Origin of the sequence: Pseudomonas fluorescens (genome assembly GCF_040448305.1) — a bacterium.
GTDB lineage: Bacteria > Pseudomonadota > Gammaproteobacteria > Pseudomonadales > Pseudomonadaceae > Aquipseudomonas > Aquipseudomonas fluorescens_BH.
Genome location: NZ_CP148752.1, coordinates 124,765 through 150,639 on the forward strand (window position 1 = coordinate 124,765; position 25,875 = coordinate 150,639).

At 61.2% G+C, this 25,875-nt stretch carries 16 protein-coding genes; 12 read left to right on the forward strand and 4 right to left on the reverse strand.

Features of this window, described 5'->3' with window-relative positions:
* The first annotated feature begins 14 nt into the window (after positions 1-14).
* Positions 15-1,961: a cyclic di-GMP receptor LapD gene (lapD, locus tag WHX55_RS00605; RefSeq protein ID WP_353741815.1), complete on the forward strand. Its 1,947-nt coding sequence runs from the start codon at positions 15-17 to the stop codon at positions 1,959-1,961.
* Between the two features lie 56 nt (positions 1,962-2,017).
* Here lapD and WHX55_RS00610 read toward each other — a convergent pair whose 3' ends face one another.
* Complete coding sequence (locus WHX55_RS00610; RefSeq protein ID WP_150756643.1) at positions 2,018-2,356, reverse strand: tryptophan synthase subunit beta; 339 nt, start codon at positions 2,354-2,356, stop codon at positions 2,018-2,020.
* Positions 2,357-2,502: 146 nt separating this feature from the next.
* Positions 2,503-11,889 carry a retention module-containing protein gene (locus tag WHX55_RS00615; RefSeq protein WP_353741816.1) on the reverse strand — a complete coding sequence of 3,129 codons (9,387 nt, stop codon included), beginning with the start codon at positions 11,887-11,889 and terminating at the stop codon, positions 2,503-2,505.
* A 352-nt stretch (positions 11,890-12,241) separates the two neighbouring features.
* On the opposite strand from WHX55_RS00615, the gene WHX55_RS00620 reads away from it, so the two are divergent.
* The 7 genes from WHX55_RS00620 to WHX55_RS00650 all read left to right on the forward strand — a co-directional run bounded on the left by WHX55_RS00620 (position 12,242) and on the right by WHX55_RS00650 (position 22,779).
* Positions 12,242-13,597 (forward strand): TolC family outer membrane protein, encoded by a 1,356-nt coding sequence (locus WHX55_RS00620; RefSeq protein WP_151215158.1) that lies wholly within the window; start codon positions 12,242-12,244, stop codon positions 13,595-13,597.
* Between the two features lie 42 nt (positions 13,598-13,639).
* Positions 13,640-15,796, forward strand: coding sequence for a type I secretion system permease/ATPase (locus WHX55_RS00625; protein ID WP_151215157.1), 2,157 nt, complete (start codon positions 13,640-13,642; stop codon positions 15,794-15,796).
* Positions 15,786-17,150 (forward strand): HlyD family type I secretion periplasmic adaptor subunit, encoded by a 1,365-nt coding sequence (locus WHX55_RS00630; RefSeq protein WP_151215156.1) that lies wholly within the window; start codon positions 15,786-15,788, stop codon positions 17,148-17,150. Before WHX55_RS00625 ends, WHX55_RS00630 begins: the two co-directional genes overlap by 11 nt.
* A 270-nt stretch (positions 17,151-17,420) precedes the next feature.
* Positions 17,421-18,350: a LysR family transcriptional regulator gene (locus WHX55_RS00635; protein ID WP_150753289.1), complete on the forward strand. Its 930-nt coding sequence runs from the start codon at positions 17,421-17,423 to the stop codon at positions 18,348-18,350.
* A 213-nt stretch (positions 18,351-18,563) separates the two neighbouring features.
* Positions 18,564-20,096: an MFS transporter gene (locus WHX55_RS00640; protein WP_150753288.1), complete on the forward strand. Its 1,533-nt coding sequence runs from the start codon at positions 18,564-18,566 to the stop codon at positions 20,094-20,096.
* A gap of 26 nt (positions 20,097-20,122) precedes the next feature.
* Positions 20,123-21,193, forward strand: coding sequence for an HlyD family secretion protein (locus WHX55_RS00645; RefSeq protein WP_150753287.1), 1,071 nt, complete (start codon positions 20,123-20,125; stop codon positions 21,191-21,193).
* Positions 21,190-22,779, forward strand: coding sequence for an efflux transporter outer membrane subunit (locus WHX55_RS00650; protein WP_353741817.1), 1,590 nt, complete (start codon positions 21,190-21,192; stop codon positions 22,777-22,779). Before WHX55_RS00645 ends, WHX55_RS00650 begins: the two co-directional genes overlap by 4 nt.
* 56 nt (positions 22,780-22,835) lie before the next feature.
* Here WHX55_RS00650 and WHX55_RS00655 read toward each other — a convergent pair whose 3' ends face one another.
* The gene (locus WHX55_RS00655; RefSeq protein ID WP_150726390.1) at positions 22,836-23,594 is read right to left on the reverse strand and encodes a slipin family protein; all 759 of its coding nucleotides are present in this window, start codon (positions 23,592-23,594) and stop codon (positions 22,836-22,838) included.
* Between the two features lie 2 nt (positions 23,595-23,596).
* A complete protein-coding gene (locus WHX55_RS00660; protein WP_150753285.1) occupies positions 23,597-24,130 on the reverse strand; it encodes an NfeD family protein in 534 nt (177 codons plus the stop codon).
* A gap of 199 nt (positions 24,131-24,329) precedes the next feature.
* Between WHX55_RS00660 and WHX55_RS00665 the strand changes: the two genes are divergently transcribed.
* The 4 genes from WHX55_RS00665 (at position 24,330) to WHX55_RS00680 (ending at position 25,766) form a co-directional block, all read left to right on the forward strand.
* Positions 24,330-24,791 (forward strand): YbaK/EbsC family protein, encoded by a 462-nt coding sequence (locus WHX55_RS00665; RefSeq protein WP_007975646.1) that lies wholly within the window; start codon positions 24,330-24,332, stop codon positions 24,789-24,791.
* Between the two features lie 130 nt (positions 24,792-24,921).
* Positions 24,922-25,167 (forward strand): DUF2789 domain-containing protein, encoded by a 246-nt coding sequence (locus WHX55_RS00670; protein ID WP_150726392.1) that lies wholly within the window; start codon positions 24,922-24,924, stop codon positions 25,165-25,167.
* A gap of 82 nt (positions 25,168-25,249) precedes the next feature.
* Positions 25,250-25,495, forward strand: coding sequence for a type II toxin-antitoxin system prevent-host-death family antitoxin (locus WHX55_RS00675; RefSeq protein ID WP_150726393.1), 246 nt, complete (start codon positions 25,250-25,252; stop codon positions 25,493-25,495).
* On the forward strand, positions 25,485-25,766 hold the full coding sequence (locus tag WHX55_RS00680) for a type II toxin-antitoxin system RelE/ParE family toxin (protein ID WP_057399135.1): 282 nt from the start codon (positions 25,485-25,487) through the stop codon (positions 25,764-25,766). The genes WHX55_RS00675 and WHX55_RS00680 overlap by 11 nt, the downstream gene beginning before the upstream one ends.
* Positions 25,767-25,875: the final 109 nt, after the last annotated feature.

Below are 25,875 nucleotides of genomic sequence, written 5' to 3' on the forward strand. Positions count from 1 at the left end.
GAGCACACGCTCAGATGTCTTTGTTCAAACAGCTGTTGATTGCTATCTGTCTGTTCCTGGTGGTCGCCTTCACCGGTAGTTTCATGGTCAGTCTGGAGAGCTCGCGCACTCAGTACGTCAACCAGTTGCGCTCCCATGCCCAGGACGCCGCGACGGCGCTGGCGCTTTCCCTGACACCGAACATCGACGACCCGGCGATGGTCGAGTTGCTGGTCAGCTCGATTTTCGACAGCGGTTACTACGCGAGCATCCGCGTGGTCGATCTGAAGACCGACCAGGCCCTGGTCGAGCGCACAGGCATTCCGACGGTCAACAACGTTCCGGACTGGTTCGTCAAACTGATCGGCCTGGAACCTGCCGGTGGTGACGCGATCGTCAGCCGCGGCTGGGAGCAGGCAGCCCGGGTCGAGGTGGTCAGCCACCCGATGTTCGCGCTGGCCAAGTTGTGGCAAAGCGCTTTGGGCAGCCTGGGCTGGTTGCTGCTATGTGGCGCGGTCAGTGCGGTACTCGGCGCACTGTTACTGCGTCAGCAATTGCGACCGCTGGATTACATGGTCCAGCAATCCCATGCCATCGCCCGACGGGAATTCCTCAGTCTGCCGGAACTGCCGCGCACCCCCGAACTTCGCCGGGTCGTGCAGGCCATGAACCAGATGGTCGAGAAGCTCAAGGCGCTGTTCCAGGAGCAGGCTGAGCGCAGTGAAAAACTACGGGTCGAGTCCTATCAGGACTCGTTGACCGGGTTGGCCAACCGGCGTTATTTCGAGATGCAACTGAATGCGCGGGTAAGCAATCCGGAGCAGGCCAGTTCCGGTTATCTGCTGCTGTTACGGGTCAAGGATCTGGCCGGTCTCAATCAGCGTCTCGGCGGCCAGCGCACCGATGAAGTGCTCAAAGCCGTCGGTGAGCAACTGTCTCGCGAGTGCGCCAAATACCCGGAAACCCAGAACCTGGTCACCCGTATCCGTGGTGGCGAATTTGCCGTACTGGCACCGGGGCTGGTGCGGGCAGAAGCGCTGCAACTGGCACAGAACCTCGACAGCGCCTTGGCCAGTCTTCACGCTACCGGCGCCACCGATGTGGCTGCCGTGGCGTCCATCGGCCTGGCGCCTTTTGCTCATGGTGACTCACCGCAAACCGTGCTCAGCCTGGGTGACCAGGCGCTGGCGCAGGCCGAAGGCCAGGGCGAGCAGAACTGGGCCTGTATCGAACACAGCCTTGCGGCCAGTGTCGGCGACGATCACCACGCCTGGCATCTGATGCTCGACCAGGCGCTGACACAGCGGCGTTTCGAGCTGTATTTCCAACCGGTAGTCGCCGCCCAGGACACGCAACTGGTACTGCATTACAAAGTGTTGTCGCGACTGCTCGACGAGCACGGTCAGACCATCCCCGCCGGGCGTTTTCTGCCTTGGCTGGAGCGCTTCGGCTGGACCGCGCGTCTGGATCGGCTGATGCTCGAGCGGGTGTTGGAGCAAATGAGCGGGCATGAGGCGTCGCTGGCGCTGAATCTGTCGTCGGCTACCCTGGCCGACCCGCAGGCGCAAAACAAAATCTTCGAGATACTGCGCGCAAATTCCAACCTCGGCCCGCGTTTGACCCTGGAGATTGGTGAAGAGCAATTGCCTGACCAGGCGGTGCTGGAGCAACTGACCCGGCGCCTGCGTGAGCTCGGCTTCTCCCTGAGCCTGCAACGTTTTGGTGGCCGCTTCAGCATGATCGGCAACCTGGCACGGCTGGGGCTGGCGTACCTGAAGATCGATGGCAGCTACATTCGGTCGATTGATCTGGAGAGTGACAAACGCCTGTTCATCGAGGCGATCCAGCGAGCGGCGCACAGCATTGATTTGCCGTTGATTGCCGAGCGGGTCGAGACTGAAGGCGAGTTGTCGGTGATTCGCGAGATGGGGCTGTACGGTGTGCAGGGCCAGTTGTTCGGCGAGCCCAAGCCCTGGAAGTAACTCTTTAGAGCTGGGTTGCCCGCGATGAGGTTGGAACAGTCACTGAAGATCAATGATCAGATCAATCCGCTTTCATCCTCATCGATCAACTGACTCAACCCACCCAACGCCTCACGCGCCTGGGTCCGGTCCATCAGTTTGGCCTGGGCCGCCATCGGCAGGTCGGTGACGCGGATCACGCCTTTCTGGGTCAGCACCTGAATCAAGTCGTCGAGTACCCGGATCATTTCCAGGTCACTTTGCTTGAGTTGTTTGAGGCTGTTCTCCACAGCCGCGTTGGCAAACCAGGCCTGGATTTCATGATTGTCGGCCGCCAGCGTTTCCGTGGCCTCGGCGTAGGCGGCGGGTTCCACGCGTACCAACAGGCCCTGCGCATCGCGTTGCACGTAAAACATTGAGCACCCCTCGGATTTGAGCCAGCGTCGTGCTGTCAGCAGCATAGGTCAACTGCACGTCAGTATGTGGCGCAGCGACGAAATCGTCACCGGGCAGTGGACGCAAACGTGACGGCCGCCCCATAAGGGGCGGTCGTTTTCGTGCATCAGCTGTTGTTGTGATCGACTTTGATGGTCGGGTCGCTACCGGCAATCAGGTTGTGCAGGTTGGCGCTCGACCAGTTGTTGCCTTCCAGCTTGATCGTCACGTCCGGCGTGGCGGCTGCGGCGTTGCCCGAGTTGAACTGACCGGCCGAGCTGACCTGCAGCGACGACACGCCATCGACCGTGGTGATCTTCAGGAAGTTGTCGATGGTGCTGCCGGTTTCGCCCTGCAACAGATCGCGCAGGTCGATCCGGTCGCCTTCGCTGGCCTTGAAGTCCTTGATCACGTCGTTGCCGGTGTCGCCGGCTTTCCAGACGAAGGTATCACCACCGGAACCGCCGATCAGGGTGTCGGAGCCAGTACCGCCGAGCAGGATGTCATTGCCCTTGCCACCGTCGAGGGTGTCGTTACCGCCTGAGCCGAACAGGATGTCATTGCCCGCACCGCCCAGCAGGGTGTCGTTGCCGTCATGGGCACCGGACACATCGAACGCGGTGTAATGCTCGGTGATGTACTGGTGCACATTGCTGGTGGTGACTTTGCTGGCGTCCACACCGGATTGCTGCGCCACAAAGGCTTGCATCGCCTGGTAACCCTCACCGGCAATGCCGTTGAAGCTCACCAGGTCGCCGAACAGGATGTCGTTGCCGTCGCCACCGCTGACAGTGTCGTTGCCCGGCATCGTCGCTTCGGTGTGGCCAATGATCGAGTTGGCCAGATCCTTCGGATCGATGTTGGTTTGTGGCGTTTGATCCGAGTCGTACGACTTCAGGTCGTTGAGGCTCACTCCGCTGTTGAGGCCAATGGCTTCGACATTCGACAGCTTGCTCAGCAGTGTAAAGCTGTCGGTGGCGTTGCTGGTGGTGTCCCCGTCGGTGCTGTTGCCGTCGCCGTCACGACCCGAGAACTCGTAGGTGCCGTCGCCCTGGGCATGCAGATAGCCGAAGTCCTTGGATGACCATTCATCTCCGTTGCCGTTGCCGTTGCCGTTGCCGTTGCCGTTGCCATTGCCATTGCCATTGCCATTGCCATTGCCGTTGCCATTGCCGCTGTCATTGCCGTTGCCGTTGCCGTTGCCGTTGCCATTGCCGCTGTCATTGCCGTTCTTGGTCCAGACCGTCACGTAGCCCGAGGCGGTAATGTCGATCTGGTGCGTGCTGTCGGGGAACAGGCTGATCGCTTTACCCAACTGATAGTTGCTGGTGGTGATCAGGCTATCGAGTGTTGTACTGCCATACAGGGTCGGGTTGGTCGACTCGCCGCTCTGGTAGTAAGTCGGCTTGCCGTCGGTAATGAAATACGTGAGGTTCTTCGCCCCGGTGTTGGCCACGGCGTCCGCACTCTGGAACCAGTTGGCCGTGGTTTTGAACACGTCCTCGTAGTTGGTGCCGCCGCCGGACGACATCGAGTCCAGAATCGCCTTCAACTGAGTCAGCGCATTCGGGTCATTGAGGTTCACCGACACCGACTTGTTGACCTGGGTGTCGAAGTCCACCAGGAAGATGTTCACCGTGCCCGAATTGCTGCCCAGGCTTTGCTTGAGGGTGTTGAACACCGACGTCAGCGAGTCCTTGGCCGAGTTGATCGACGAGGTACTCATACTGCCGGAGCTGTCGACCATGAATGCGATGTTGTAGTTGGTGCCCGGCACCACGGTCAGGCCACCGATGTCGGCGACGATGATGTCATTGCCGTCGGTGCCGGTGACGGTGTCATTGGCCGCGGTGGCGGTGACGGCGTTGTAGACCGCCGGGTACACGGTCACGGGAATCTGCGAAGTGCTGCTGGCCGAACCACCCAGGGCTTCGGTGGAGGTTGAGGTCACACTCAGGTTGAACTGGCCGTTGTAGTACGGTGGTGGAGTGACGGTCAGAGAGCCGAGGCTCCAGTCCGTCACATTGGCCTCGCCATTGGTTGCGGTGACCGTGAAGGTATGCCCCGCGCCGTCGGTGAGTACCGAGCCGACCGGCATGCCGCTGATCTTCAGGCTCAGGCTTTCCGAGCCGTCGGTGTCGGTCGGCGCGGTGGTGATGGCGGACAATTTCACACTGGTGCCTTCGGCGCCGGTATTGAGTTTGTAACCGTCGTAGTAGCCTTCGCCATGGGTGCCGTGCAAGTCGGACACGGTCACACCGGCATTCACCAGATCCGACACGCCGGTGTAAATCGGTACGCCGGCACTGCTCAAGTCGATCGGCGTGCTGCCGTTGACCGACAGGTTGACGTCATAGTTGCCCGGGCCGCTCTGGTTGTGGTGGTAGATGTCCAGGGTGTAGTAACCGCTGCTGGTCGGGGTGAACGAACCATTGAGATTGCCGCCCGCGCCCCATGTGGTCGAGGCCACATTCTTGCCGCCAATGGTCACCAACAGGCTGTCATCACCGGTACCGCTGAAGGTGTAGGTCTTGCCGGCTTCGAGGTAGATCAGGCCGGAGGTTTTCGACGCCGTACCGGCGGTCACGCCACCGTCGGACTGCACGTTGGTCACGGTGCTTTTGGAGTTCGCTGTGCCAGCGGCGTCGATCACGTTTTTCAGCGTGGTCGAGTCCGCGCCGTTGCCGTTGGTGCCCAGACCCGAGAGACCGGTCCAGACTTCCTTGATCAACCCGGTGGACTTCACGCTGTTGTCGGCAACACTCAGGGTCGGCGCATCCGCCACTGGGGTGATGTCGATCTTGATCGTGCCGGTGTTGCCCAGCGCCTGGCCGTCGGTTGGCTGGAACTGGAGTTGCGCGTAGTCAGCCTTTTGGTCGCCAATGCCGGGGCCGTATCCGTCCACGCCCGACTCGTTGGCATCCGGCATGAAGCGCAGTTTTCCAGCGTCGATATCAGCCTTGCTTAATGTCTGGTTGGTGGCGACATCTTTCCAGGTCTCGCCGTCCAGGTACTGCAGTTTGCCCTCGCCCGGCAGCTGGGTGATTTTCACGCCCAGGCTGGTGGCCGGACTGTCGACGTCGCTGACGCCGAAGGTCGACCAGCCGAGGATCAGAGGCGTGTCTTCGGTGCCGGTGACATTGACCGGTGCTGCAATCGGTGCGTCATTGACCGCCACCACGTTGACCGTGGTGGTCGCGGTGTTGGAGTAGTTGCTGCCATCGGTCACCGTCACGGTGATGATGCGCGGCACGGTGCCCGGATCTTCACTGTTGTTGGTGAAGGTGATGTTCTTGATCTGCTGCATGTAGTCAGCGAGCGTCGCGTTGCCCGACAAGGTCAGGGTGACGGTGCCATTGGTGCTGTTGGCATTGATGGTGATGCCGTTGACGCTGTTGCCCAGGTTCAGCGCATCGCCGTCCTGACGGTTGGTCAGCACGATCGTTGCGCCGGTCAGCAGGGTGCTGTCCGGGTCGGTAATGCTCAGGTCGGTATCGCCGATCGACACGCCAGGACCGGCCGTGTTTTCAGTGAACGTCACCTGGTAATCGGCCCCGGACGCGCCGCTGGAGTTGTTGGCATCGAGATCCAGCACTGGCGGTGCATCGTTGTCGATGATCGAAGTGCTGACGCTGCCGTTGGACGAGCTGATCGCCAGGTTCTCGAAGTTGCCGCCGGTGGCCGAGTCGATCTTGACCACGAAGTTTTCGGTGCCTTCGGTGATCTTGTCATCGATGGTCGCGACGTTGAAGTCGGCGCTGCTGGCGCCCGCCGGGATCTTCACGATGTACACGCCGGTGAAGTCCGAACCGTCGGCAGCGGTACCGCTGTAGACAATATTCAGCGTCACTTCTGTCTGCGCCGGGTGCGTCAGGCTGACGGTGTAACTGGCGGTCTGGCCTTCGGTCACCGAGGTGCTGCCGCTGATGCTGACAGTGGTGGTGTCCGCGAAGTCACTGACACTGGTCGACACTGGCGTCTTGTCCGTGCCGAGGGCTTCCAGGTTGCCGCCGCTGGCGGTCTTGATTGATTCGGTAACGGTTGGCGCGCCGTTGTAGACGTCGTTGCCCACGGTGATTGGCAGGGTGCCGGAGCTTTGCCCGACGGCAATGGTGATCACTTTGCCGCTGTCCAGGGTCACGATCACCGGGGTGTCGTGTGCAGTGACAGGGACGCCATTTTTGTCGGTGATGGTCGCGGTATATGTGATCGTGCCGTTCTCGCTCACCGATGGGGTAGCAGTCAGCTTCACGGTGGTGGCGTCGTTGACATCGGTAACCGTAGTGTTCACTGGAGTCTTGATCGGGTTGATCGCTTCGAGGTTGCCACCGGCCGCGTCCTTGATGGATTCGGTGACGGTGGTCGGGCCTTGGTAGACGTCGTTACCGACCGTGACCGGCAGGGTGCCGGAGCTTTGACCGACGGCGATGGTGATCACTTTGCCGCTGTCCAGCGTGACGGTGACCGGCGTGTCGTGCGCGGTGATCGGGGCGCCGTTCTTGTCGGTCAAGGTTGCGGTGTAAGTGATGGTGCCGTTTTCATCCACGCTCGAGGTGGCGGTTAAGGTCACGGTGGTGGTGTCGTTGACGTCGTTGACCGTGGTGCTGACCGGGGTTTTCACCGGATCGATGGCTTCGAGATTGCCGCCGTCGGCCGATTTAATCGACTCGGTCACGGTGGTCGGTCCTTGGTAGACGTCGTTGCCCACCGTGACCGGCAGGGTGCCGGAGCTCTGACCTTCAGCGATGGTGATGACCTTGCCGCTGTCGAGGGTCACGGTGACCGGAGCGTTCTGCGCGGTGACCGGTTTGCCTTGGGCATCGGTCAGGGTCGCGGTGTAAGTGATCGTGCCGTTTTCGTCCACGCTCGGCGTCGCGGTCAAGGTCACCGTGGCGGTGTCGTTGACGTCGTTGATCGTGGTGCTGACCGGGGTTTTCACCGGATCGATGGCTTCGAGATTGCCGCCGTCGGCCGATTTAATCGACTCGGTGACGGTGGTCGGGCCTTGGTAGACGTCGTTGCCCACGGTGACCGGCAGGGTGCCGGAACTCTGGCCTTCGGCAATGGTGATCACCTTGCCGCTGTCCAACGTCACGGTGACTGGACCGTTCTGCGCGGTGATCGGTTTGCCCTGGGCATCGGTCAGTGTCGCGGTGTAGGTGATCGTGCCGTTTTCGTCCACGCTCGGCGTCGCGGTCAAGGTCACCGTGGCGGTGTCGTTGACGTCGTTGATCGTGGTGCTGACCGGGGTTTTCACCGGATCGATGGCTTCGAGATTGCCGCCGTCGGCCGATTTAATCGACTCGGTCACGGTGGTCGGTCCTTGGTAGACGTCGTTGCCCACCGTGACCGGCAGGGTGCCGGAGCTCTGACCTTCAGCGATGGTGATGACCTTGCCGCTGTCGAGGGTCACGGTGACCGGAGCGTTCTGCGCGGTGACCGGTTTGCCTTGGGCATCGGTCAGGGTCGCGGTGTAAGTGATCGTGCCGTTTTCGTCCACGCTCGGCGTCGCGGTCAAGGTCACCGTGGCGGTGTCGTTGACGTCGTTGATCGTGGTGCTGACCGGGGTTTTCACCGGAACGATGGCTTCGAGATTGCCGCCGTCGGCCGATTTAATCGACTCGGTGACGGTGGTCTGGCCTTGGTAGACGTCGTTGCCCACGGTGACCGGCAGGGTGCCGGAACTCTGGCCTTCGGCAATGGTGATCACCTTGCCGCTGTCCAACGTCACGGTGACTGGACCGTTCTGCGCGGTGACCGGTGTGCCCTGGGCGTCGGTCAGCGTCGCGGTGTAAGTGATGGTGCCGTTCTCGTCCACGCTCGGGGTGGCGGTCAGGGTCACGGTGGTGGTGTCGTTGACATCGTTGACCGTGGTGTTCACCGGGGTCTTGATCGGGTTGATCGCTTCCAGGTTGCCACCGGCCGCTTCCTTGATGGATTCGGTGATAGTGGTTGGACCTTGGTACACGTCATTACCCACCGTCACTGGCAGGCTGCCGGAACTCTGACCTTCGGCGATGGTGATGACCTTGCCGCTGTCCAGCGTGACAGTCACTGGACCGTTCTGCGCGGTGACCGGTGTGCCCTGGGCATCAGTCAAGGTCGCGGTGTAGGTGATGGTGCCGTTCTCGTCCACGCTCGGGGTGGCGGTCAGGGTCGCGGTGGTGGTGTCGTTGACATCGTTGACCGTGGTGCTGACCGGGGTATTCACCGGGTTGATCGCTTCGAGGTTGCCACCGGCCGCTTCCTTGATGGATTCGGTGATAGTGGTTGGACCGGTGTAGACGTCATTGCCGACCGTCACCGGCAAGCTGCCAGAGCTCTGGCCTTCGGCGATGGTGATGACCTTGCCGCTGTCGAGGGTCACGGTCACTGGACCGTTCTGTGCGGTGACCGGTTTGCCTTGGGCGTCGGTCAGCGTCGCGGTGTAAGTGATGGTGCCGTTTTCATCCACGCTCGGCGTCGCGCTCAGCGTCACCGTGGTGGTGTCGTTGACATCGTTGACCGTGGTGCTGACCGGGGTTTTCACCGGGTTGATCGCTTCGAGGTTGCCACCGGCCGCTTCCTTAATGGATTCGGTAACCGTGGTCGGACCCTGGTAGACGTCATTGCTCACCGTCACCGGCAAGCTGCCAGAGCTCTGACCTTCGGCGATGGTGATGACCTTGCCACTGTCGAGGGTCACGGTCACTGGACCGTTCTGTGCGGTGACCGGTTTGCCTTGGGCGTCGGTCAGCGTCGCGGTGTAAGTGATGGTGCCGTTTTCATCCACGCTCGGCGTCGCGCTCAGCGTCACCGTGGTGGTGTCGTTGACATCGTTGACCGTGGTGCTGACCGGGGTTTTCACCGGGTTGATCGCTTCGAGGTTGCCACCGGCCGCTTCCTTGATGGATTCGGTGATAGTGGTTGGACCGGTGTAGACGTCGTTGCCGACCGTCACCGGCAGGCTACCGGAGCTCTGGCCTTCGGCGATGGTGATGACCTTGCCGCTGTCCAGCGTCACGGTCACCGGACCGTTTTGTGCGGTGACCGGTTTGCCCTGGGCATCGGTCAGCGTCGCGGTGTAGGTGATGGTGCCGTTCTCGTCCACGCTCGGCGTGGCAGTCAGGGTCACGGTGGTGGTGTCGTTGACGTCATTGACCGTGGTGCTGACCGGTGTTTTCACCGGTTCGATGGACTCGAGGTTGCCGCCGTCAGCCGATTTAATCGACTCAGTGACGGTGGTCGGTCCTTGGTAGACGTCGTTACCGACCGTCACCGGCAGGCTGCCGGAGCTCTGGCCTTCGGCGATGGTGATCACTTTGCCGCTGTCCAGCGTCACGGTCACCGGACCGTTTTGCGCGGTGACCGGTTTGCCCAGGGCATCGGTCAGGGTCGCGGTGTAAGTGATGGTGCCGTTTTCGTCCACGCTCGGCGTCGCGCTCAGGGTCACGGTGGTAGTGTCGTTGACATCGTTGACTGTGGTAGTCACTGGCGTTGTGTTTGGCGACACCAACTCCAGGTTGCCACCGGCCGCTTCCTTGATGGATTCGGTGATAGTGGTTGGACCGGTGTAGACGTCGTTGCCCACCGTCACCGGCAGGCTACCGGAACTCTGACCTTCGGCGATGGTGATGATCTTGCCGCTGTCGAGGGTCACGGTCACCGGACCGTTTTGCGCGGTGACCGGCTTGCCTTGGGCATCGGTCAGGGTCGCGGTGTAGGTGATGGTGCCGTTCTCGTCCACGCTCGGCGTCGCGGTTAGCGTTACCGTCGTGGTGTCGATCGAGTCAGTGATGGACGTTACTGCCGGCTCTTTACTCGGCACCAGGCTTTCGAAGTTGCCGCCCGTGGTACCGGTAATGGTCGTGCTGACGGTGCTGCCGTTGACATAGACGTCATTGGCCGGGGTCTCGACCACGACCGTGCCGGTGGTCTTGCCCGCTTCGATGGTGATGACCGAGCCGTTGCTCAAGGTCACGGTCATCGGCGTGCCGGCCGGGTTGCTCAGGGTCGCGGTGTAGGTGATCTGACCGCCTTCGGTGATGTTGCCGGTGGCCGTCAGGGTCAGCCCGGTGTTGTCCACGGAATCGGAGATGGTGGTCACCGCCGGGGTGGTGTTTGGCACCAGATTTTCGAAGTTGCCGCCGGTGGTACCGGTGATGGTGGTGCTGACGGTGCTGCCGTTGACATAAACGTCGTTGACCGGGGTCTCGACCACGACGTTGCCGCTGGTCTGGCCCGCTTCGATGGTGATGACCGAGCCGTTGCTCAAGGTCGCGGTCATCGGCGTGCCGGCCGGGTTGCTCAGGGTCGCGGTGTAGGTGATCTGGCCACCTTCGGTGATGTTGCCGGTAGCCGTCAGGGTCAGGCCGGTGTTGTCCACGGAATCGGTAATGGTGGTCACAGCCGGTGTGGTGTTGGGCACCAGGTTTTCGAAGTTGCCGCCGGTGGTACCAGTGATGGTGGTGCTGACGGTACTGCCATTGTTGTAAACGTCGTTGGCCGCAGTCGGCACGTTCACGATGCCGCTGGTCTGGCCGGCGGCAATGGTAATGGTCGAACCGTTGGACAGAGTGACGGTTACTGGCGTCTGCGCCGGATTGGTCAGGGTCGCGGTGTAGGTGATCTGGCCACCTTCGGTGACGGTGTTGCCGGCCGTCAGGGTGACCGTGGTGGTGTCGACGGTGTCGGTGACTTGAGTCACGGCCGGGGTAGTCGGCGGCGTCACGGTGATGCCGCTGCCGCCGCTGGTTCCGGTGACAGTTACTTCGATCTGGGTCGCGTCGTTATAAACAGTGTCGTTCGCAGCCAGTGGCACGTTGGCGGTGCCGGTGGCCGAGCCTGCGGGAATCACGATCACGGCGCCGTTGGACAAGGTAACAGTCAGGTCACTCAGCGGCACCTGGGTCAGGGTCGCGGTGTACACCAGCACGCCACCGGCTTCGGTGATGGTTGGTGTGGCGCTGAGGCTGAGGACTGATTCACTCGGGGTGTTGGTGTTGGTGTTGGTGTTGGTGTTGGTGTTGGCGTTAACGTTGGCATTGGTGGACTGGCCACCCGGGATTTCCAGGGTCGTTTGCCCGGCAGAGTTGATACCCGCAGTCGGGAAGCCGATGGTCGGGTCGACGCGGCCAGCTGTAGCATCGAGCATCACGAAGCTGTGACCGCCACCGGCGGCACCACCAGAACCCGCCGCCGTCGGACCCGCCGCCGTGGCTTCAAGGTCTTTGGTCGGGTCGGCACCGGCGGCAATGGCTTGTTGCAGCTCTTCAACGGACGGCGCGGCCTGCGCGGTGGCGACTGCCAGATCAGTGCCGGAGTCCGGAGCGTCAGCGCTCCATTGGGTGTCACGGCCCAGGTCGATGGTGCGGCCATCGGCCAGTTCCAGGGACACGGCGCCGGAAAGGCCTGTGTCGATCTGGTCACCGGCAAACAGTTTGTCGCCTTCCACGAGAACGCGGCGGATGCCCTCGGGGGACACCACGAAAACCTGACCGACAATGCTTTTGACGATGGCAACAACACTGCTCATTGAAGACTCTCCGGGGTGTCACGTTCAGTTGACGTCCATAGACCTGATGGCGTCTGCGCTGACCAATCAGGACGTATGCAAAATGGATGCACAAGTTTGACGCATAATTTAGTCAATAATTTGGCTATGTTTTTTCGCTATTAACTTTATGCCAAACTATTGACCTTCTGCAGGTCATCCTAAACAATCGCCCCTGTAATGTCACATTGATATTTCAGTGGTGACCTGTCCTCGGTATGTGATCCAGTTCCGCTTTTGAACTTTCCGACATACGGTCATTCGGCTTGCCATCTTCCGACGCAGCGAGCTCTTTTGCTGTGATTCAAGACAAGAAGTTCTGGGAAATTCCTACATGCGTTCGCCCTTGTTCATGGCTCTACCTTTCGCCCTTGCCGCGTCTTTCGTCCAGGCGCAATCCTTGCCAGACGCCATGCAACAAGCGTTGGATGTCCATCCGGAGGTCCAGGCAGGCGTCAACAGCCGATTGGCTGCGGACTATCAGTTGCAGGCTGCGAAAGGTGGATACCTGCCACGGGTCGACCTGCTGGGTGGTTACGGTCGTGAAGGCACCGATAGCGTGACGACGCGCACGGACAGCAGCAGCAACAAGCACTGGGAAACCCTGAATCGCAGTGAGTCCAGTTTGCGACTGACCCAAATGGTTTTTGACGGTTTTGCGACGTCCAGCGAAGTGGGGCGTCAACAAGCCGCCGTCAACTCCCGCGCCTACTCGCTGTTGAGTACTTCCGAGCGTACCGGGCTGACGGTGGCCCAGGTTTATCTCGACGTGCTGACCCGTCGCGAATTCGTGCGTCTGGCCGAGGACAACCTAAAGAGCCACCAACGCATTTACGACCAGATCCAGCTGCGTACCCAGCGTGGCGTTGGCAGTGGCGCCGACCTCGATCAGGCCGAGGCGCGGATGGCTCAGGCGCGCAACAACCTGATCACCGAGCAGACCAACCTGGCTGATGCCGAAACCAACTACCTCTCCGCTGTCGGCCAGATGCCCGATCAACTGGAGCGCCCGGCGAGTTTCATGGCGCTGATGCCGGCCAACCTGAATGAGGCCCGTGCGCAGATGTTGGAAAACAGCCCGATCCTGCGCTCGGCCGAATCCGATATCGCCGCTGCCGAGAAGCAGTACGACACGGCCAAGTCGACGTTCTACCCACGCTTCGATGCTGAGTTGGGCCGTACCGCGGACAACGACATTGATGGTCAGGACGGCCACAACAACGAATGGCAAGCCATGCTGCGCATGCGCTTCAACCTGTATGCCGGCGGCAGCAACAAGGCCGATCTGGAATCCAGGGCGTACCTGTCGAACCAGGCGCTGGACATCCGCAACAACGCCCTGCGCCAATTGAATGAGGAGCTGGGCCTGGCCTGGAACGCCCTGAACAATGCCAACGCGCAGGTGCCGATCGCCCAGCAATACGTCGATCACAGCACCGCCGTGCGTACCGCTTATCAGCGTCAGTTCAGCCTCGGCGAGCGCACCCTGCTCGATTTGCTCGACAGTGAGAACGAACTGTTTACCTCCTCTCGCCGTCTGGCGGAGATCAGGAATACTCAGTTATTTACGCAGTACCGAATCAAAGCGACCATGGGCGAGTTGCTCAAGAGCCAGGGAGTAGTCGCACCATTGGCATCCGTTGTGCAAAACGATGTGAAGCCCAAGGTCCAATTGCCCGGTATGAATTGAGCAGGACCTTCATTATTCAATTGTTAGCCAAGAGTGCCGAGCGTGGAATCAGAAGTCAGTCGGGTTCAACTCATTCATGATCCGCGCGCGTTGCATGACGATCCGCTGCTGGATGGTCTGCTCGCTCTTTGCATGCTGCACCAGAAGCCTGCCAGCGCGGCAATGCTGACCACCGGCCTGCCGCTGCCCGAGCAACGCTTGAGTGTCGAGTTGCTGCCACGTGCGGCAGCTCGCGCGGGGCTGCAAGGTCGGGTGCTGCAACGCAAGCTGGAGGATATTCCGGCGATTGCCATGCCGGCATTGCTGCTGCTCAAGGGCGGTCGCAGTGCCGTCCTGCTTGGCTGGCAAGGCGAAGATCAGGTACGGGTGCTGCTCAGCGAAAGCGATGGCGGCGAGTCCCTGGTCAGCCGTGAGCTGCTGGCCGACGACTACACCGGCAGGGTCTTTTTTGCCCAGCCGCAGCACAAATTCGACGTCAACCACGGCACGCTGATTCCGCGTGCGCGCTCGTGGTTCCGCGACACCCTCAAGCGTTCGCGCTGGTTGTATGTCGACGCCATTGCCGCCAGCTTTCTGATCAACATCATTGCCATGGCCGCGCCGTTGTTCGTGATGAACGTCTACGACCGCGTCGTGCCGAACCAGGCTGAAGCGACGCTCTGGGTGCTGGCACTCGGCATCACGGGCGCCTACCTCTTCGACCTGATCCTGAAAAGCCTGCGCAGCTTGTGCCTGGATCTGGCCGGCAAGAAAACCGACCTGATTATCTCGGCCACGCTGTTCGAGCGCATCGTCGGCATGGCCATGAAATACCGGCCCGCGCGGGTCGGCAGCTTTGCCCAGAACATCCATGAGTTCCAGAACCTGCGCGACTTCCTCGCCTCGCTGACCCTCACCAGCCTGATCGACTTGCCGTTCACCCTCCTGATTTTCATCGTCATCGCGATCCTCGGCGGGCATCTGGTGTGGATACCGGTGCTGGCATTCCCGATTGCCCTGGCCATCGGCTATGCCTTGCAGAAACCCCTGGTGGCGACCATGGAGCGGACCATGGCGCTCGGGGCCGAGCGTCAGTCGAGCCTGATCGAAACCCTGGCCGGCCTGGATGCGGTGAAGGTCAACAACGCCGAAAGCGAACGCCAGTATCAGTGGGAGCAGACCATTGGCACCCTCAGCCGCCTTGAGTTGCGGGTGAAAATGCTCTCCGGCCTGGCGATGAACATCACCTTGCTGATCCAGCAACTGGCCGGGGTGATCATGATCGTCTTCGGCGTGTACCAGATCATCGACGGTCACCTCAGCATGGGCGGCCTGATTGCCTGCTACATGCTCAGTGGCCGTGCGCTCAGCCCGCTGGCGTCACTGTCCGGGTTGTTGACCCGCTATCAGCAGGCGCGGGTGACCATGACCTCGGTCGACCAGATGATGGAGCTGCCCCAGGAGCGCAATTTCGAAGAGCGTCCGCTCAGCCGCAAGGTGCTGCAGGGCGGCATTGAGTGCCGCCAGCTCAACTTCACCTACCCGCAACAGCAGAACCTGGCGCTGAAGAACATCAACCTGTCGATTCGTCCCGGCGAGAAGGTCGGCATCATTGGCCGAAGCGGCTCGGGCAAGAGCTCGCTGGCGAAACTGCTGGTGGGGTTGTACCAGCCGGATGACGGTGCGTTGTTGGTCGATGGTGTGGATATCCGCCAGATCGACGTCAGCGAGCTGCGCTACAACATCGGCTACGTGCCCCAGGACATCCAGTTGCTCGCCGGCACCTTGCGCGACAACCTGGTTTCCGGCGCGCGGTATGTCGAGGACGAGCTGGTGCTGCAAGCCGCAGAACTGGCCGGCGTCCACGAGTACGCGCGCCTGCATCCGCAGGGCTATGAACTGCAAGTCGGCGAGCGCGGGCAGAACCTCTCCGGCGGTCAGCGGCAAAACGTCGCCCTGGCCCGTGCATTGTTGCTCAACCCGCCGATCCTGCTGCTCGACGAGCCGACCAGCGCCATGGACAACACCGGTGAAGAGCGCTTGAAGCAGCGCCTGGCAGCGGTGATCGAAAACAAGACCATGGTGCTGGTGACGCACCGGGCATCGCTGTTGTCGCTGGTGGATCGGCTGATCGTGATCGACCGCGGGCAGATACTCGCCGACGGCCCGAAAGCCGCGGTGATGGAAGCGTTGAAGAAGGGGCAGATCAGTGTTGCTTAAGTCGGGTAAGGATTCGATCCGTCGCTACTTCAAAGGCTCTGCTTCACTTCAGGGCCAGCCGCTGCCTGAGGTCAACAAGGCGCTGATCGAGGATGCGCCGCGAGTGGTGCGGCTGACGATCTGGGCGATCATCGCGTTCTTCGTGTTCCTGATGCTCTGGGCCAACTTCGCGGTGATCGACGAAGTGACCAAGGGCGACGGCAAGGCGATCCCATCGTCGAAGATTCAGAAAATCCAGAATCTTGAAGGCGGTATCGTTGCCGAGCTGTTCGTCAAGGAAGGCCAGATCGTCGAAGCCGGCGCACCGCTGATTCGTCTGGACGACACGCGATTTGCTTCGAACGTTGGTGAAACCGAGGCCGATCGGTTGTCGATGCTGCTGCGGGTCGAACGCCTGAGCGCCGAAGTCGAAGATCGCCCGCTGAACTTCCCCGAGGATGTGCTCAAGGCCGTGCCGGGTCAGGCCAAGAGCGAAGAATCGCTCTATATAAGCCGCCGCCAACAGTTGCACGATGAGATTGGCGGCTTGCAGGAGCAGCTGATCCAGCGCCAGCAAGAGCTGCGCGAGTTCACGTCCAAGCAGGCGCAGTATCGCCAGCAATTGGGTTTCCAGCGTCAGGAAATCAGCATGTCCGAGCCGTTGGTGGCCCAGGGCGCGGTATCGCCGGTGGAAGTCCTGCGACTCAGGCGTGCCGAAGCGGAGACCCGTGGTCAGCTCGACGCCACCACCCTGGCTATTCCGCGTGCCGAATCGGCGATCAAAGAAGTGCAGCGCAAGGTCGATGAAACCCGCGGCAAGTTCCGTAGCGAAGCCCTGACCCAACTCAACGAAGCACGCACCGACCTGAACAAGGCCCAGGCCACCGGCAAGGCCCTGGAGGACCGGGTCAGCCGGACGCTGGTCACCTCGCCAGTGCGGGGCATCGTCAACAAGTTGCTGGTCAATACCATCGGCGGGGTTATCCAGCCAGGCAGCGACCTGGTGGAAATCGTGCCACTGGACGACACCTTGCTGGTCGAGGCGAAGATCCGCCCGCAGGACATCGCGTTCCTGCATCCGGGGCAGGAAGCGACGGTGAAATTCACCGCCTATGACTACACCATCTACGGCGGGTTGAAGGCCAGGCTCGAGCAGATCGGCGCCGACACCATCACCGATGAAGACAAGAAAACCACCTACTACATCATCAAACTGCGCACCGACCGCAGCCACTTGGGCACCGATGAAAAGCCGTTGCTGATCATTCCGGGGATGGTGGCTTCCGTGGACATCATCACCGGCAAGAAGACCGTGCTGAGTTACCTGCTAAAGCCGATCATCCGCGCGCGGGCCGAGGCGCTGCACGAGCGCTAGTCCTGCAGCGTGGTTGACGACCTCTTCGCGAGCAAGCCCGCTCCCACAGGTACCTCATTGAGCACAGAGTTTGTGAACACCAGAGATACTTGTGGGAGCGGGCTTGCCCGCGAAGGCGTCCGCCAAGGCGCCAAAACTCTACCGTCCGAATCGAGGTGAGCGCTGTATCAGGTCAATAAGCGACGAAAAGTGTCATCTCGTCGCTCAACCATCCCCCTTCCTTGTTAGCATTGCTCCCGAGTTAATCCAGATCGACGATGAGTGCTCACCATGCAACTCCCAGACATGAACCTGTTGGTCGCCCTCGATGCCTTGCTCGATGAGGGCAGTGTGGTGGGCGCGGCGCGGCGGATGAACCTTAGCCCGGCAGCCATGAGCCGGACGTTGACGCGCATCCGTGAAGCCATTGGCGACCCGATCCTGGTGCGCGCCGGCCGTGGCTTGGTGCCGACCCCCAAGGCGCTGGAATTGCGCGAACAGGTGCGCAGTGTGGTGGAGCAGGCCGGGTTGCTGTTTCGTTCGGCCGATGCGGTGGAGCTGAGTTCGCTGCGGCGGCGTTTCAGTATTCGGGCCAACGACTTTTTTGTCGGCGTCTACGGCGGCAAGCTGTTCGACACTCTCGACCGGCAGGCGCCGCACTGCGAATTGCGTTTCGTCCCGGAAGGCGATGGCGATGATGAGGCGTTGCGCGAAGGGCGGATCGATTTGAGCATCAGTAACACCCGGCCGTTGACCCCGGAAGTGAAGATTCAGAACCTGTTTTCCACCCACTTCGTTGGTCTGGTGCGCGAGGATCATCCGCTGTTGGAAGGTGAGATCACGGCAGAGCGCTATGCGGGTTATTCCCATATCAGCATGTCCCGGCGTGGCATTGCCCGGGGGCCGATCGATACCGCACTCAATGCCCTGGGGCTGGAGCGGCGGGTGGCGGTGATCGCTCCAAGCTTTCATGCGGCGATGTTTGCCTTGCCCGATTCCGACCTGATTCTGCCGGTGCCCAAAGAGGCGCTGCTGAGTGTGCGACGGCTCGGACTGAAGCTGCGCTCGTTCGATTTGCCGATCCCGTTGCCAACCTTGATGTTGACCCAAGCCTGGCACCCGCGCTTCGACAAGGATCCGGCCCACCGCTGGTTGCGTGAAACGCTCAAGACGTGTTGCGATGAAACGTGGTTGGCCGCGCAACCTGAAAGTCACCGCTGAACCCCTGTGGGAGCGAGCTTGCTCGCGATGAGGCCGGCAGCCTCGACATCTTTATTGGCTGACCTGCCGCTATCGCGAGCAAGCTCGCTCCCACAAGGGATGGCGGGACTATCGTTGCGTTTAGCGCACTTATAACCTGCCGATAAGTTGATTTTCGTCAAGCATCACGCTTCCTAAAATGCTTCGGTATTTTCACTCCGGAGCTCGCAGTACATGACTTCCCTCACGGTCACGGCACCTGTTGCTGCGGCCAGCACGGCAGCCGCTCCACCCGTCTTCGGCCCTCGAATCATCATCGGCCTGGTGGGCGTATTGCTGGCGGTGCTGGTGTCGGGCCTGAACGAGATGGTGACCAAAGTCGCCCTGGCCGACATCCGTGGCGCGTTGGCAATCGGCTACGACGAAGGCACCTGGCTGGTCGCCTGTTACACCGCGACCTCCGTGGCGGCCATGGCCTTCGCGCCGTGGTGTGCGGTGACGTTCTCGTTGCGGCGTTTCACCCTGTGGGCCATCAGCCTGTTCACCCTGCTGGGCGTGTTGTGCCCCTTCGCCCCGAATTACGAAAGCTTGTTGCTGCTGAGGACGTTGCAAGGTCTGGCTGGCGGTGCTTTGCCGCCGATGCTGATGACCGTGGCCCTGCGGTTTTTGCCCGCCAACGTGAAGTTGTATGGCCTGGCCGGTTATGCCCTGACGGCGACGTTCGGCCCAGGCCTGGGCACGCCATTGGCCGGGTTGTGGACCGAGTATGTCGGCTGGCAATGGACCTTCTGGCAAATCATCGCGCCGTGCCTGATTGCCATGGCCGCAGTGGCGTATGGCTTACCCCGGGACCCCCTGCGTCTGGAGCGCTTCAAGTCCTTCAACTGGCGCGGTGTGCTACTGGGTTTTCCCGCCATCTGCATGTTGGTGATCGGCATCCTGCAGGGCAATCGCCTGGACTGGTTCGAGTCGAACCTGATCTGCGGATTGCTCGGTGGCGGGCTGTCGCTGCTGGTGCTGTTTTTGGTCGGCGAGTGGTCGCAGCCGATGCCGTTTTTCAAGATGCAGATGCTCGGCATCCGTAACCTGTCTTTCGCCCTGCTGACCCTGGCGGGCGTGCTGGTGGTGTTGCAGGCGGTGATCATCATTCCGTCCAGCTACCTGGCGCAGGTCCAGGGTTATCGCCCGGTGCAGACCGCGCCGATCATGCTACTGGCGGCGCTGCCGCAATTGATTGCGCTGCCGTTGGTGGCGGCGCTGTGCAACTTTCGCTGGGTTGATTGCCGCTGGGTGTTGGGCATCGGCCTGAGCATGCTGGCGCTGTCGTGCGTCGGCGGCTCGCAACTGACGTCCGCGTGGATTCGCGATGATTTCTATGTGCTGCAATGGCTGCAGATTTTCGGTCAGCCCATGGCGGTGTTGCCGTTGCTGATGCTGTCCACCGGCAGCATCAGCCCGATGGAAGGGCCGTTCGCATCGGCCTGGTTCAACACCGTCAAAGGCCTGTCGGCGGTCATCGCCACCGGGGTGATCGAGGCGTTGACCACGGCTCGCCTGCATTTTCACTCGACCATGCTGGTCGACCGCCTCGGCAATTCGCCGCTGGCCGAGCGCGACAGCGCAAGCCTCGCTCATCGTCTGCATGAGCAAGCGGTGGTGCTCACTTCCTCTGATCTTTACCTGTGCATGGCCGGTATCGCCGTGACCTTGATCCTGCTGATTTTCTGGCTGCCGACGCGGATCTTTCCGCCGCGCGCACCGACCTGAATGCTCCACTGATACAGAAGGTTTTTATGAACACTCAAGCAAAGCAGAAAGTCGCGGTTGCCGTGGCCGCCGCATTGGCCGTCGGCGTGTTGATGTACCTGGCGATGCCCGGCCTGTTCGGCAAGCGTACCCAGCAGAACACCAACGATGCTTATGTCTCGGCGGATTTCACCCTGGTCGTGCCGCGCGTTGCCGGGTTTATCAAGCAAGTGCTGGTCGAGGACAACCAGCAGGTCAAGGCCGGGCAGTTGCTGGCGCTGATCGATGACCGGGATTTGCGCGCAGCCGCCCAGGCCGCCGATGCCGAAACGCTGGTGGCCAGGGCGCAACTGCAAAACGCCCGGGCGACCCTCGAGCGTCAGGCGTCGGTGATTGCCCAGGCGCAATCCTCGGTGGTTTCGGCCAAGGCGGAAATGGCCTTTGCCGAGCATGAATTGAACCGCTACAAACACCTCGCCGGGGTGGGCGCCGGCACGGTGCAAAATGCGCAACAGGCGCAAACGCGTATCGACCAGGCCTCGGCACGATTGGCCAATGCCACGGCGGTATTGGCGGCGGAGCGCAAGCAAGTGGAGATCCTCACAGCCCAGCGCGACGCAGCCGAAGGGGGGCTGAAACGGGCGCAAGCGCAGCTGGAAATGGCCAGCTACGAGTTGTCCTATACGCGGATCGTCGCGCCACAGGACGGCATGGTCGGCGAACGCGCGGTGCGGGTCGGCGCCTACGTCACTCCGGGCAGCAAAATCCTCGCGGTGGTGCCGCTGGCGCAGGCATACGTGATGGCCAATTTCCAGGAAACCCAACTGACAGATGTGCAGCCGGGGCAGGCTGTGCAAGTGCGCGTCGACAGCCTGGGTGGTGCGGCATTGAACGGTCGTGTCGAAAGCATTGCCCCGGCCACCGGGGTGACGTTTGCCGCGGTCAAACCGGACAACGCCACCGGCAACTTCACCAAAGTGGTGCAGCGGATACCGGTGAAGATCGTGCTGGAGCCGGGGCAGTCGCTGGCCGAGCGCTTGCGGGTGGGGATGTCGGTGGAGGCGAGTATTGATACCGGCAGCGATGCGGCGCCTGTGCGTGAGGTGACTCAGCGATGAAGGACTGTGTTGGCTGGTCAGGCGCCTTCGCGAGCAGGCTCGCTCCCACAAGGGACCCGCGCAGTGCTGACAATTCTGGCTCCATCGCAGGTTTACTGTGGGAGCGAGCCTGCTCGCGAAGAGGCCTGTGGCAGCCATTCACCTTTAGTGCCTTGCTCGTCATGAGTCTCAGCGCCTGCACCGTCGGTCCGGACTTCCAGACGCCCGAAGCCACCGAAATCACCGAATGGTCGAAACCATCAAGGGCCGCCGCCAGCCAGGCTGTCGCCGAATCGATGGCCGAGCGCTGGTGGGAGGTGTTCCACGACCCCAAACTTTCAGCCCTGAGCCAGCGCGCCCTGACCGACAACCTCGACCTGAAGCTGGCCAGCAGCCGCTTGCAGCAAAGTCGTGCGGTGCGTCAGGTCATCACCGCCGAGCGCTACCCCAACACGGCCGCCAGCGGACGTTACGGACGCAACCGCAACAGTGGTGAAGGCCTGAACGACCCGTCAGGACATAACGGCCAATCCGCCTTCAACCTGTGGGATGCCGGCTTTTCCGCCTCCTGGGAGCTGGATTTCTGGGGCCGCGTGCGTCGGGAAACCGAAGCCGCCGACGCTAACCTGGAAGTCGCCGAGAACGACCGACGCGGTGTGCTGCTGTCGGTGCTGGCCGAAACCGCCCAGGACTATATCCAGCTGCGCGGTGTGCAGAACACCCGGCTCGTCACCGAGCAGAATCTCGACGTCGCCCGCCATAGCCTGAAACTTTCGCAACTGCGCCTGGCCGACGGCGTCGCGACGGACCTGGATGTCGCCGAAGCCGCCGCACAAGTGGCGGCCATCGAATCACGCCTGCCCGCACTGGAGCAGCGCCAGTGGCAACTGATCAACGCCTTGAGCCTGTTGATGGGCGAACCGCCCCAGGCATTGGCGGCGGAGCTATCCACAGACGCACCGGTGCCACAAACACCGCGTCAGGTCGCCATCGGCGTACCCTCGCAACTGGCTGCACGTCGGCCGGACATTCGCCAGGCCGAAGCGCGACTGCATGCCGCCACTGCCAGCATCGGCGTGGCCAAGGGCGATTTCTATCCGCGAATCACCCTGTCGGGGAACATCGGTTCCCAGGCCATGCAACTGAGCGATTTCGGCTCCTGGGGATCGCGTTCGTTCGGCATCGGCCCGCAATTCAGCTTGCCGCTGTTCGACGGAGGCCGCTTGCGTGGCGTGCTCGAGTTGCGTGAAGCGCAACAACTGGAAGCCGCTATCGCCTATCAGCAAACCGTGCTGCGCGCCTGGCATGAAATCGATGATCAACTGACCGCCTACAACGCCAGCCAGTTACGCCGCGACAGCCTGGCCGAAGCCGTGCGCCAGAACCGCATCGCGTTGGAAACCGCGCAACAGCAGTACGTCGAGGGCGTGGTGGATTTCGTCACCGTACTCACCGTGCAGGGGGCGTTGCTGGCGACGCAGGAGCAGTGGGTCGAGAGCTCGACCGGCGTGTCGCTGGCGGCCGTCGGGTTGTACAAGGCGTTGGGTGGTGGATGGCAGTCAGTGTATCCCGTGGCAGAGACGGCGTACTTCGAGCCGGCCGAATGACTATGGGTTGTACTTGTCCGGCAATACCGGGCAATGAGTGGCGTCATCGCAAACCTTCAGGCTTTCGACGACAAGTCCGCCATGCCCTTGAGCAACTCGATCGGCAGCGGAAAGACAATGGTCGAGCTCTTGTCGCCGGCAATCGAACTCAGGGTCTGCATGTAGCGCAACTGCATGGCCCCCGGTTGGCGGCCAAGCATTTCGGCGGCCTGCATGAGTTTTTCCGAGGCTTGCAATTCGCCTTCGGCGTGGATCACCTTGGCTCGCCGTTCCCGTTCGGCTTCGGCCTGCTTGGCGATGGCGCGGATCATCGATTCGTTGAGGTCCACGTGTTTGATCTCGACGTTGGCAACCTTGATGCCCCAGGCGTCGGTCTGGGCGTCGAGTACTTGCTGGATGTCCAGATTCAAGCGTTCGCGTTCGGCCAGCAGTTCGTCCAGTTCGTGTTTACCCAGCACCGCCCGTAGCGTGGTTTGCGCCAATTGGCTGGTGGCGGCCAGGAAATCCTCGACCTGGATGATTGCCTTCTGCGGATCGAGTACGCGGAAATACAGCACCGCGTTGACCTTGACCGACACGTTGTCGCGGGTGATCACGTCTTGCGGCGGCACGTCCAGCACCACGGTGCGCAAATCGACCCTGACCATTTGCTGGACCACCGGAATCAGCAGGATCAGGCCAGGGCCCTTGACCTGCCAGAAGCGCCCGAGCTGGAACACCACGCCGCGCTCGTATTCGCGCAGGATGCGGAACGTCGACCCCGCCAGTGCGATGATCAACAGTAGCAGCGCGACAAGACCCAATTGCAAACCCATGACTATTCTCCGCCCGGCGCCGCGTCAGCCGCGGCCACTTGCAGCAGCAAGCCCTTGCGCCCCACCACCCGTACCTGTTGCCCGGGTTGCAGCGGCGTCGCGCTGAGCACTTGCCATCGTTCTCCTTGCAGATGAACCCAGCCGCCATAGGCGTTGCCGAGCTGTACTGAAGTGACCGGCGTTTCGCTGCCGACCAGCCCGGCATCACCGCTGACCGTGTGGCGCGGTCGGGTCTTCAGGGCGTGAAACACCAGGTAGATCAGCAACAGTGCGCTGATCAGTCCCAGGCCGATCATCAACGGCACGGGCACATCGGTATTGGTCAGGATCACCGCGCCGATCACGAACATCACGATGCCGCCCAAGCCGATCACGCCGTAATTGGGCAGGGCCGCCTCAGCGATCAGGAACGCGATGCCGAAGGTGATAAGCCAGATCCCGACGGGGTTGGGCAACAGCACCACCACCGTGTCGGCGGCGCAGGCCGATCCGCTCAACGCCAACAGCAACGCAACTGCACAGCAACGCGTGTTCACTTGACCCTCCGGGAGAGTCGTGGAGTGGCTCTGCATTCAGTTTAGTTGAGCCTTGGCCGGTATGAATTTTGCTCAACTGCCATCGACATCCGATGGGCGGATTTCCCGCCGGATCGCGCTGACGGGCCTAGACTTTTACTACGCAAGCAAAACTTTAACCATCGTCCGCCAGCGGTCATGGCGGGCACCGAGGTGCATCATGCGTATGGCAAGAACCGTGCAGCGAAGCCTGGAAAAGGCTCAATGCGAATATGACATCGTCAGCCACCCACACTCGGCCAGCAGCCTCGAAACGGCACGGGTCGCAGGTATTCCTGCCGAACGGGTGGCCAAATCGGTGATCCTCGACGATCACCATGGGCATTACCTGATGGCTGTGCTGCCCGCCAGCCGTCACCTTGACCTGAGCAAAGTCCGCAGCAGCGGTGAGTGGCAGGTTTCCCGCGAAAGCAACCTGGCGCACCTGTTCGATGATTGCGAACGCGGTGCCGTACCGGCGCTGGGTGAGTCCTATGGGTTGGAGGTGGTGATCGATCCGCTGCTGACCCGGCAGAAAGACATCTATCTGGAGGCCGGCAACCACGTCAACCTGGTGCGTATGGACATGCCCGAGTTTCTGAAAATGGTGCCGCATGCCGAGGTGCGGGAGTTGAGTCATTAGGTCTGCAGTGTCTTCGCTGCCGTCATCGCGAGCAGGCTCGCTCCCACAGGGAGAACGCATTTTCCTGTGGGAGCGAGCCTGCTCGCGATGACCGCGCAGCGGTCCCTAAATTGGTCATCAGGAGTTCGTCATGGAAAGCCCGACCCACAACCTTCCATCCCTGTTCAAGCAACTCGGCCTGCCGGACGACGCCGAAAGCATCGATAAATTCATCGCCACCCATTCACCGCTCAAACCGGAGCTGCACCTTGCGGATGCATTTTTCTGGAGCCCGAGTCAGGCGGATCTTCTGCGTGAAGAGATACTCGATGACGCGGATTGGGCGGAGGTGGTGGATCAGCTGGATGTGCTGTTGAGGAAGGGGCGGGGGGTGTAAAAAACTGATAGGCGGTGGTCCACCGAGGTTGCTCTGATCACAATAACTGACCAGAATTAAGACCTTATTTGAGGTCTTAATTATGCAAAGTGTATTGGCTGATATGGCTGTCAGCGTGTCTGAACTAAAGAAAAACCCCTCTGCCGTTTTGAATGGCGCCCATGGAGGGCCCGTCGCAGTGCTCAATCACAATCGCGTCATGGGTTACATGGTCCCTGCCGATGTGTTCGAAGCCATGATGGAACGCCTGGATGATCTGGAGTTGGCGGAAATTGTGCGTTCTCGTCGTCATGAAACGCCGATTTCGGTAACGCTGGATGACTTATAAGCTCGAATTTCTGCCGTCTGCACGCAAAGAATGGGACAAGCTGGGGCACACGCTGCGTGAACAATTCAAAAAGAAGTTGGCAGAGCGGCTCGAAATGCCTCGAATCCCTTCCGACTCACTCCATGGCATGCCCGACTGCTACAAAATCAAGTTGAAGTCATCGGGATATCGACTCGTCTATGAGGTGATAGATGAGCGTGTCGTCGTTTCTGTCGTTGCAGTAGGAAAGCGCGAACGCAGTGAAGTGTATGAGCGTGCAAGGAAACGTTGAGGGCTCTCGGCAGGTCGCTGTTACGTATTTGTTTCAAAACTTGACGGAAAATCCCCTCCAATGCAATATTGATAGTTAGCAAACTAACAGTGTGTATTTTCCTTCGTGC

Bases quoted from the DNA above. Each gene is read 5' to 3' on its own strand.
- lapD (WP_353741815.1), top strand. From the start codon at position 15: ATGTCTTTGTTCAAACAGCTGTTGATTGCTATCTGTCTGTTCCTGGTG.
- WHX55_RS00610 (WP_150756643.1), bottom strand. From the start codon at position 2,356: ATGTTTTACGTGCAACGCGATGCGCAGGGCCTGTTGGTACGCGTGGAA.
- WHX55_RS00615 (WP_353741816.1), bottom strand. From the start codon at position 11,889: ATGAGCAGTGTTGTTGCCATCGTCAAAAGCATTGTCGGTCAGGTTTTC.
- WHX55_RS00620 (WP_151215158.1), top strand. From the start codon at position 12,242: ATGCGTTCGCCCTTGTTCATGGCTCTACCTTTCGCCCTTGCCGCGTCT.
- WHX55_RS00635 (WP_150753289.1), top strand. From the start codon at position 17,421: ATGCAACTCCCAGACATGAACCTGTTGGTCGCCCTCGATGCCTTGCTC.
- WHX55_RS00640 (WP_150753288.1), top strand. From the start codon at position 18,564: ATGACTTCCCTCACGGTCACGGCACCTGTTGCTGCGGCCAGCACGGCA.
- WHX55_RS00645 (WP_150753287.1), top strand. From the start codon at position 20,123: ATGAACACTCAAGCAAAGCAGAAAGTCGCGGTTGCCGTGGCCGCCGCA.
- WHX55_RS00650 (WP_353741817.1), top strand. From the start codon at position 21,190: ATGAAGGACTGTGTTGGCTGGTCAGGCGCCTTCGCGAGCAGGCTCGCT.
- WHX55_RS00655 (WP_150726390.1), bottom strand. From the start codon at position 23,594: ATGGGTTTGCAATTGGGTCTTGTCGCGCTGCTACTGTTGATCATCGCA.
- WHX55_RS00665 (WP_007975646.1), top strand. From the start codon at position 24,330: ATGCGTATGGCAAGAACCGTGCAGCGAAGCCTGGAAAAGGCTCAATGC.
- WHX55_RS00670 (WP_150726392.1), top strand. From the start codon at position 24,922: ATGGAAAGCCCGACCCACAACCTTCCATCCCTGTTCAAGCAACTCGGC.
- WHX55_RS00675 (WP_150726393.1), top strand. From the start codon at position 25,250: ATGCAAAGTGTATTGGCTGATATGGCTGTCAGCGTGTCTGAACTAAAG.
- WHX55_RS00680 (WP_057399135.1), top strand. From the start codon at position 25,485: ATGACTTATAAGCTCGAATTTCTGCCGTCTGCACGCAAAGAATGGGAC.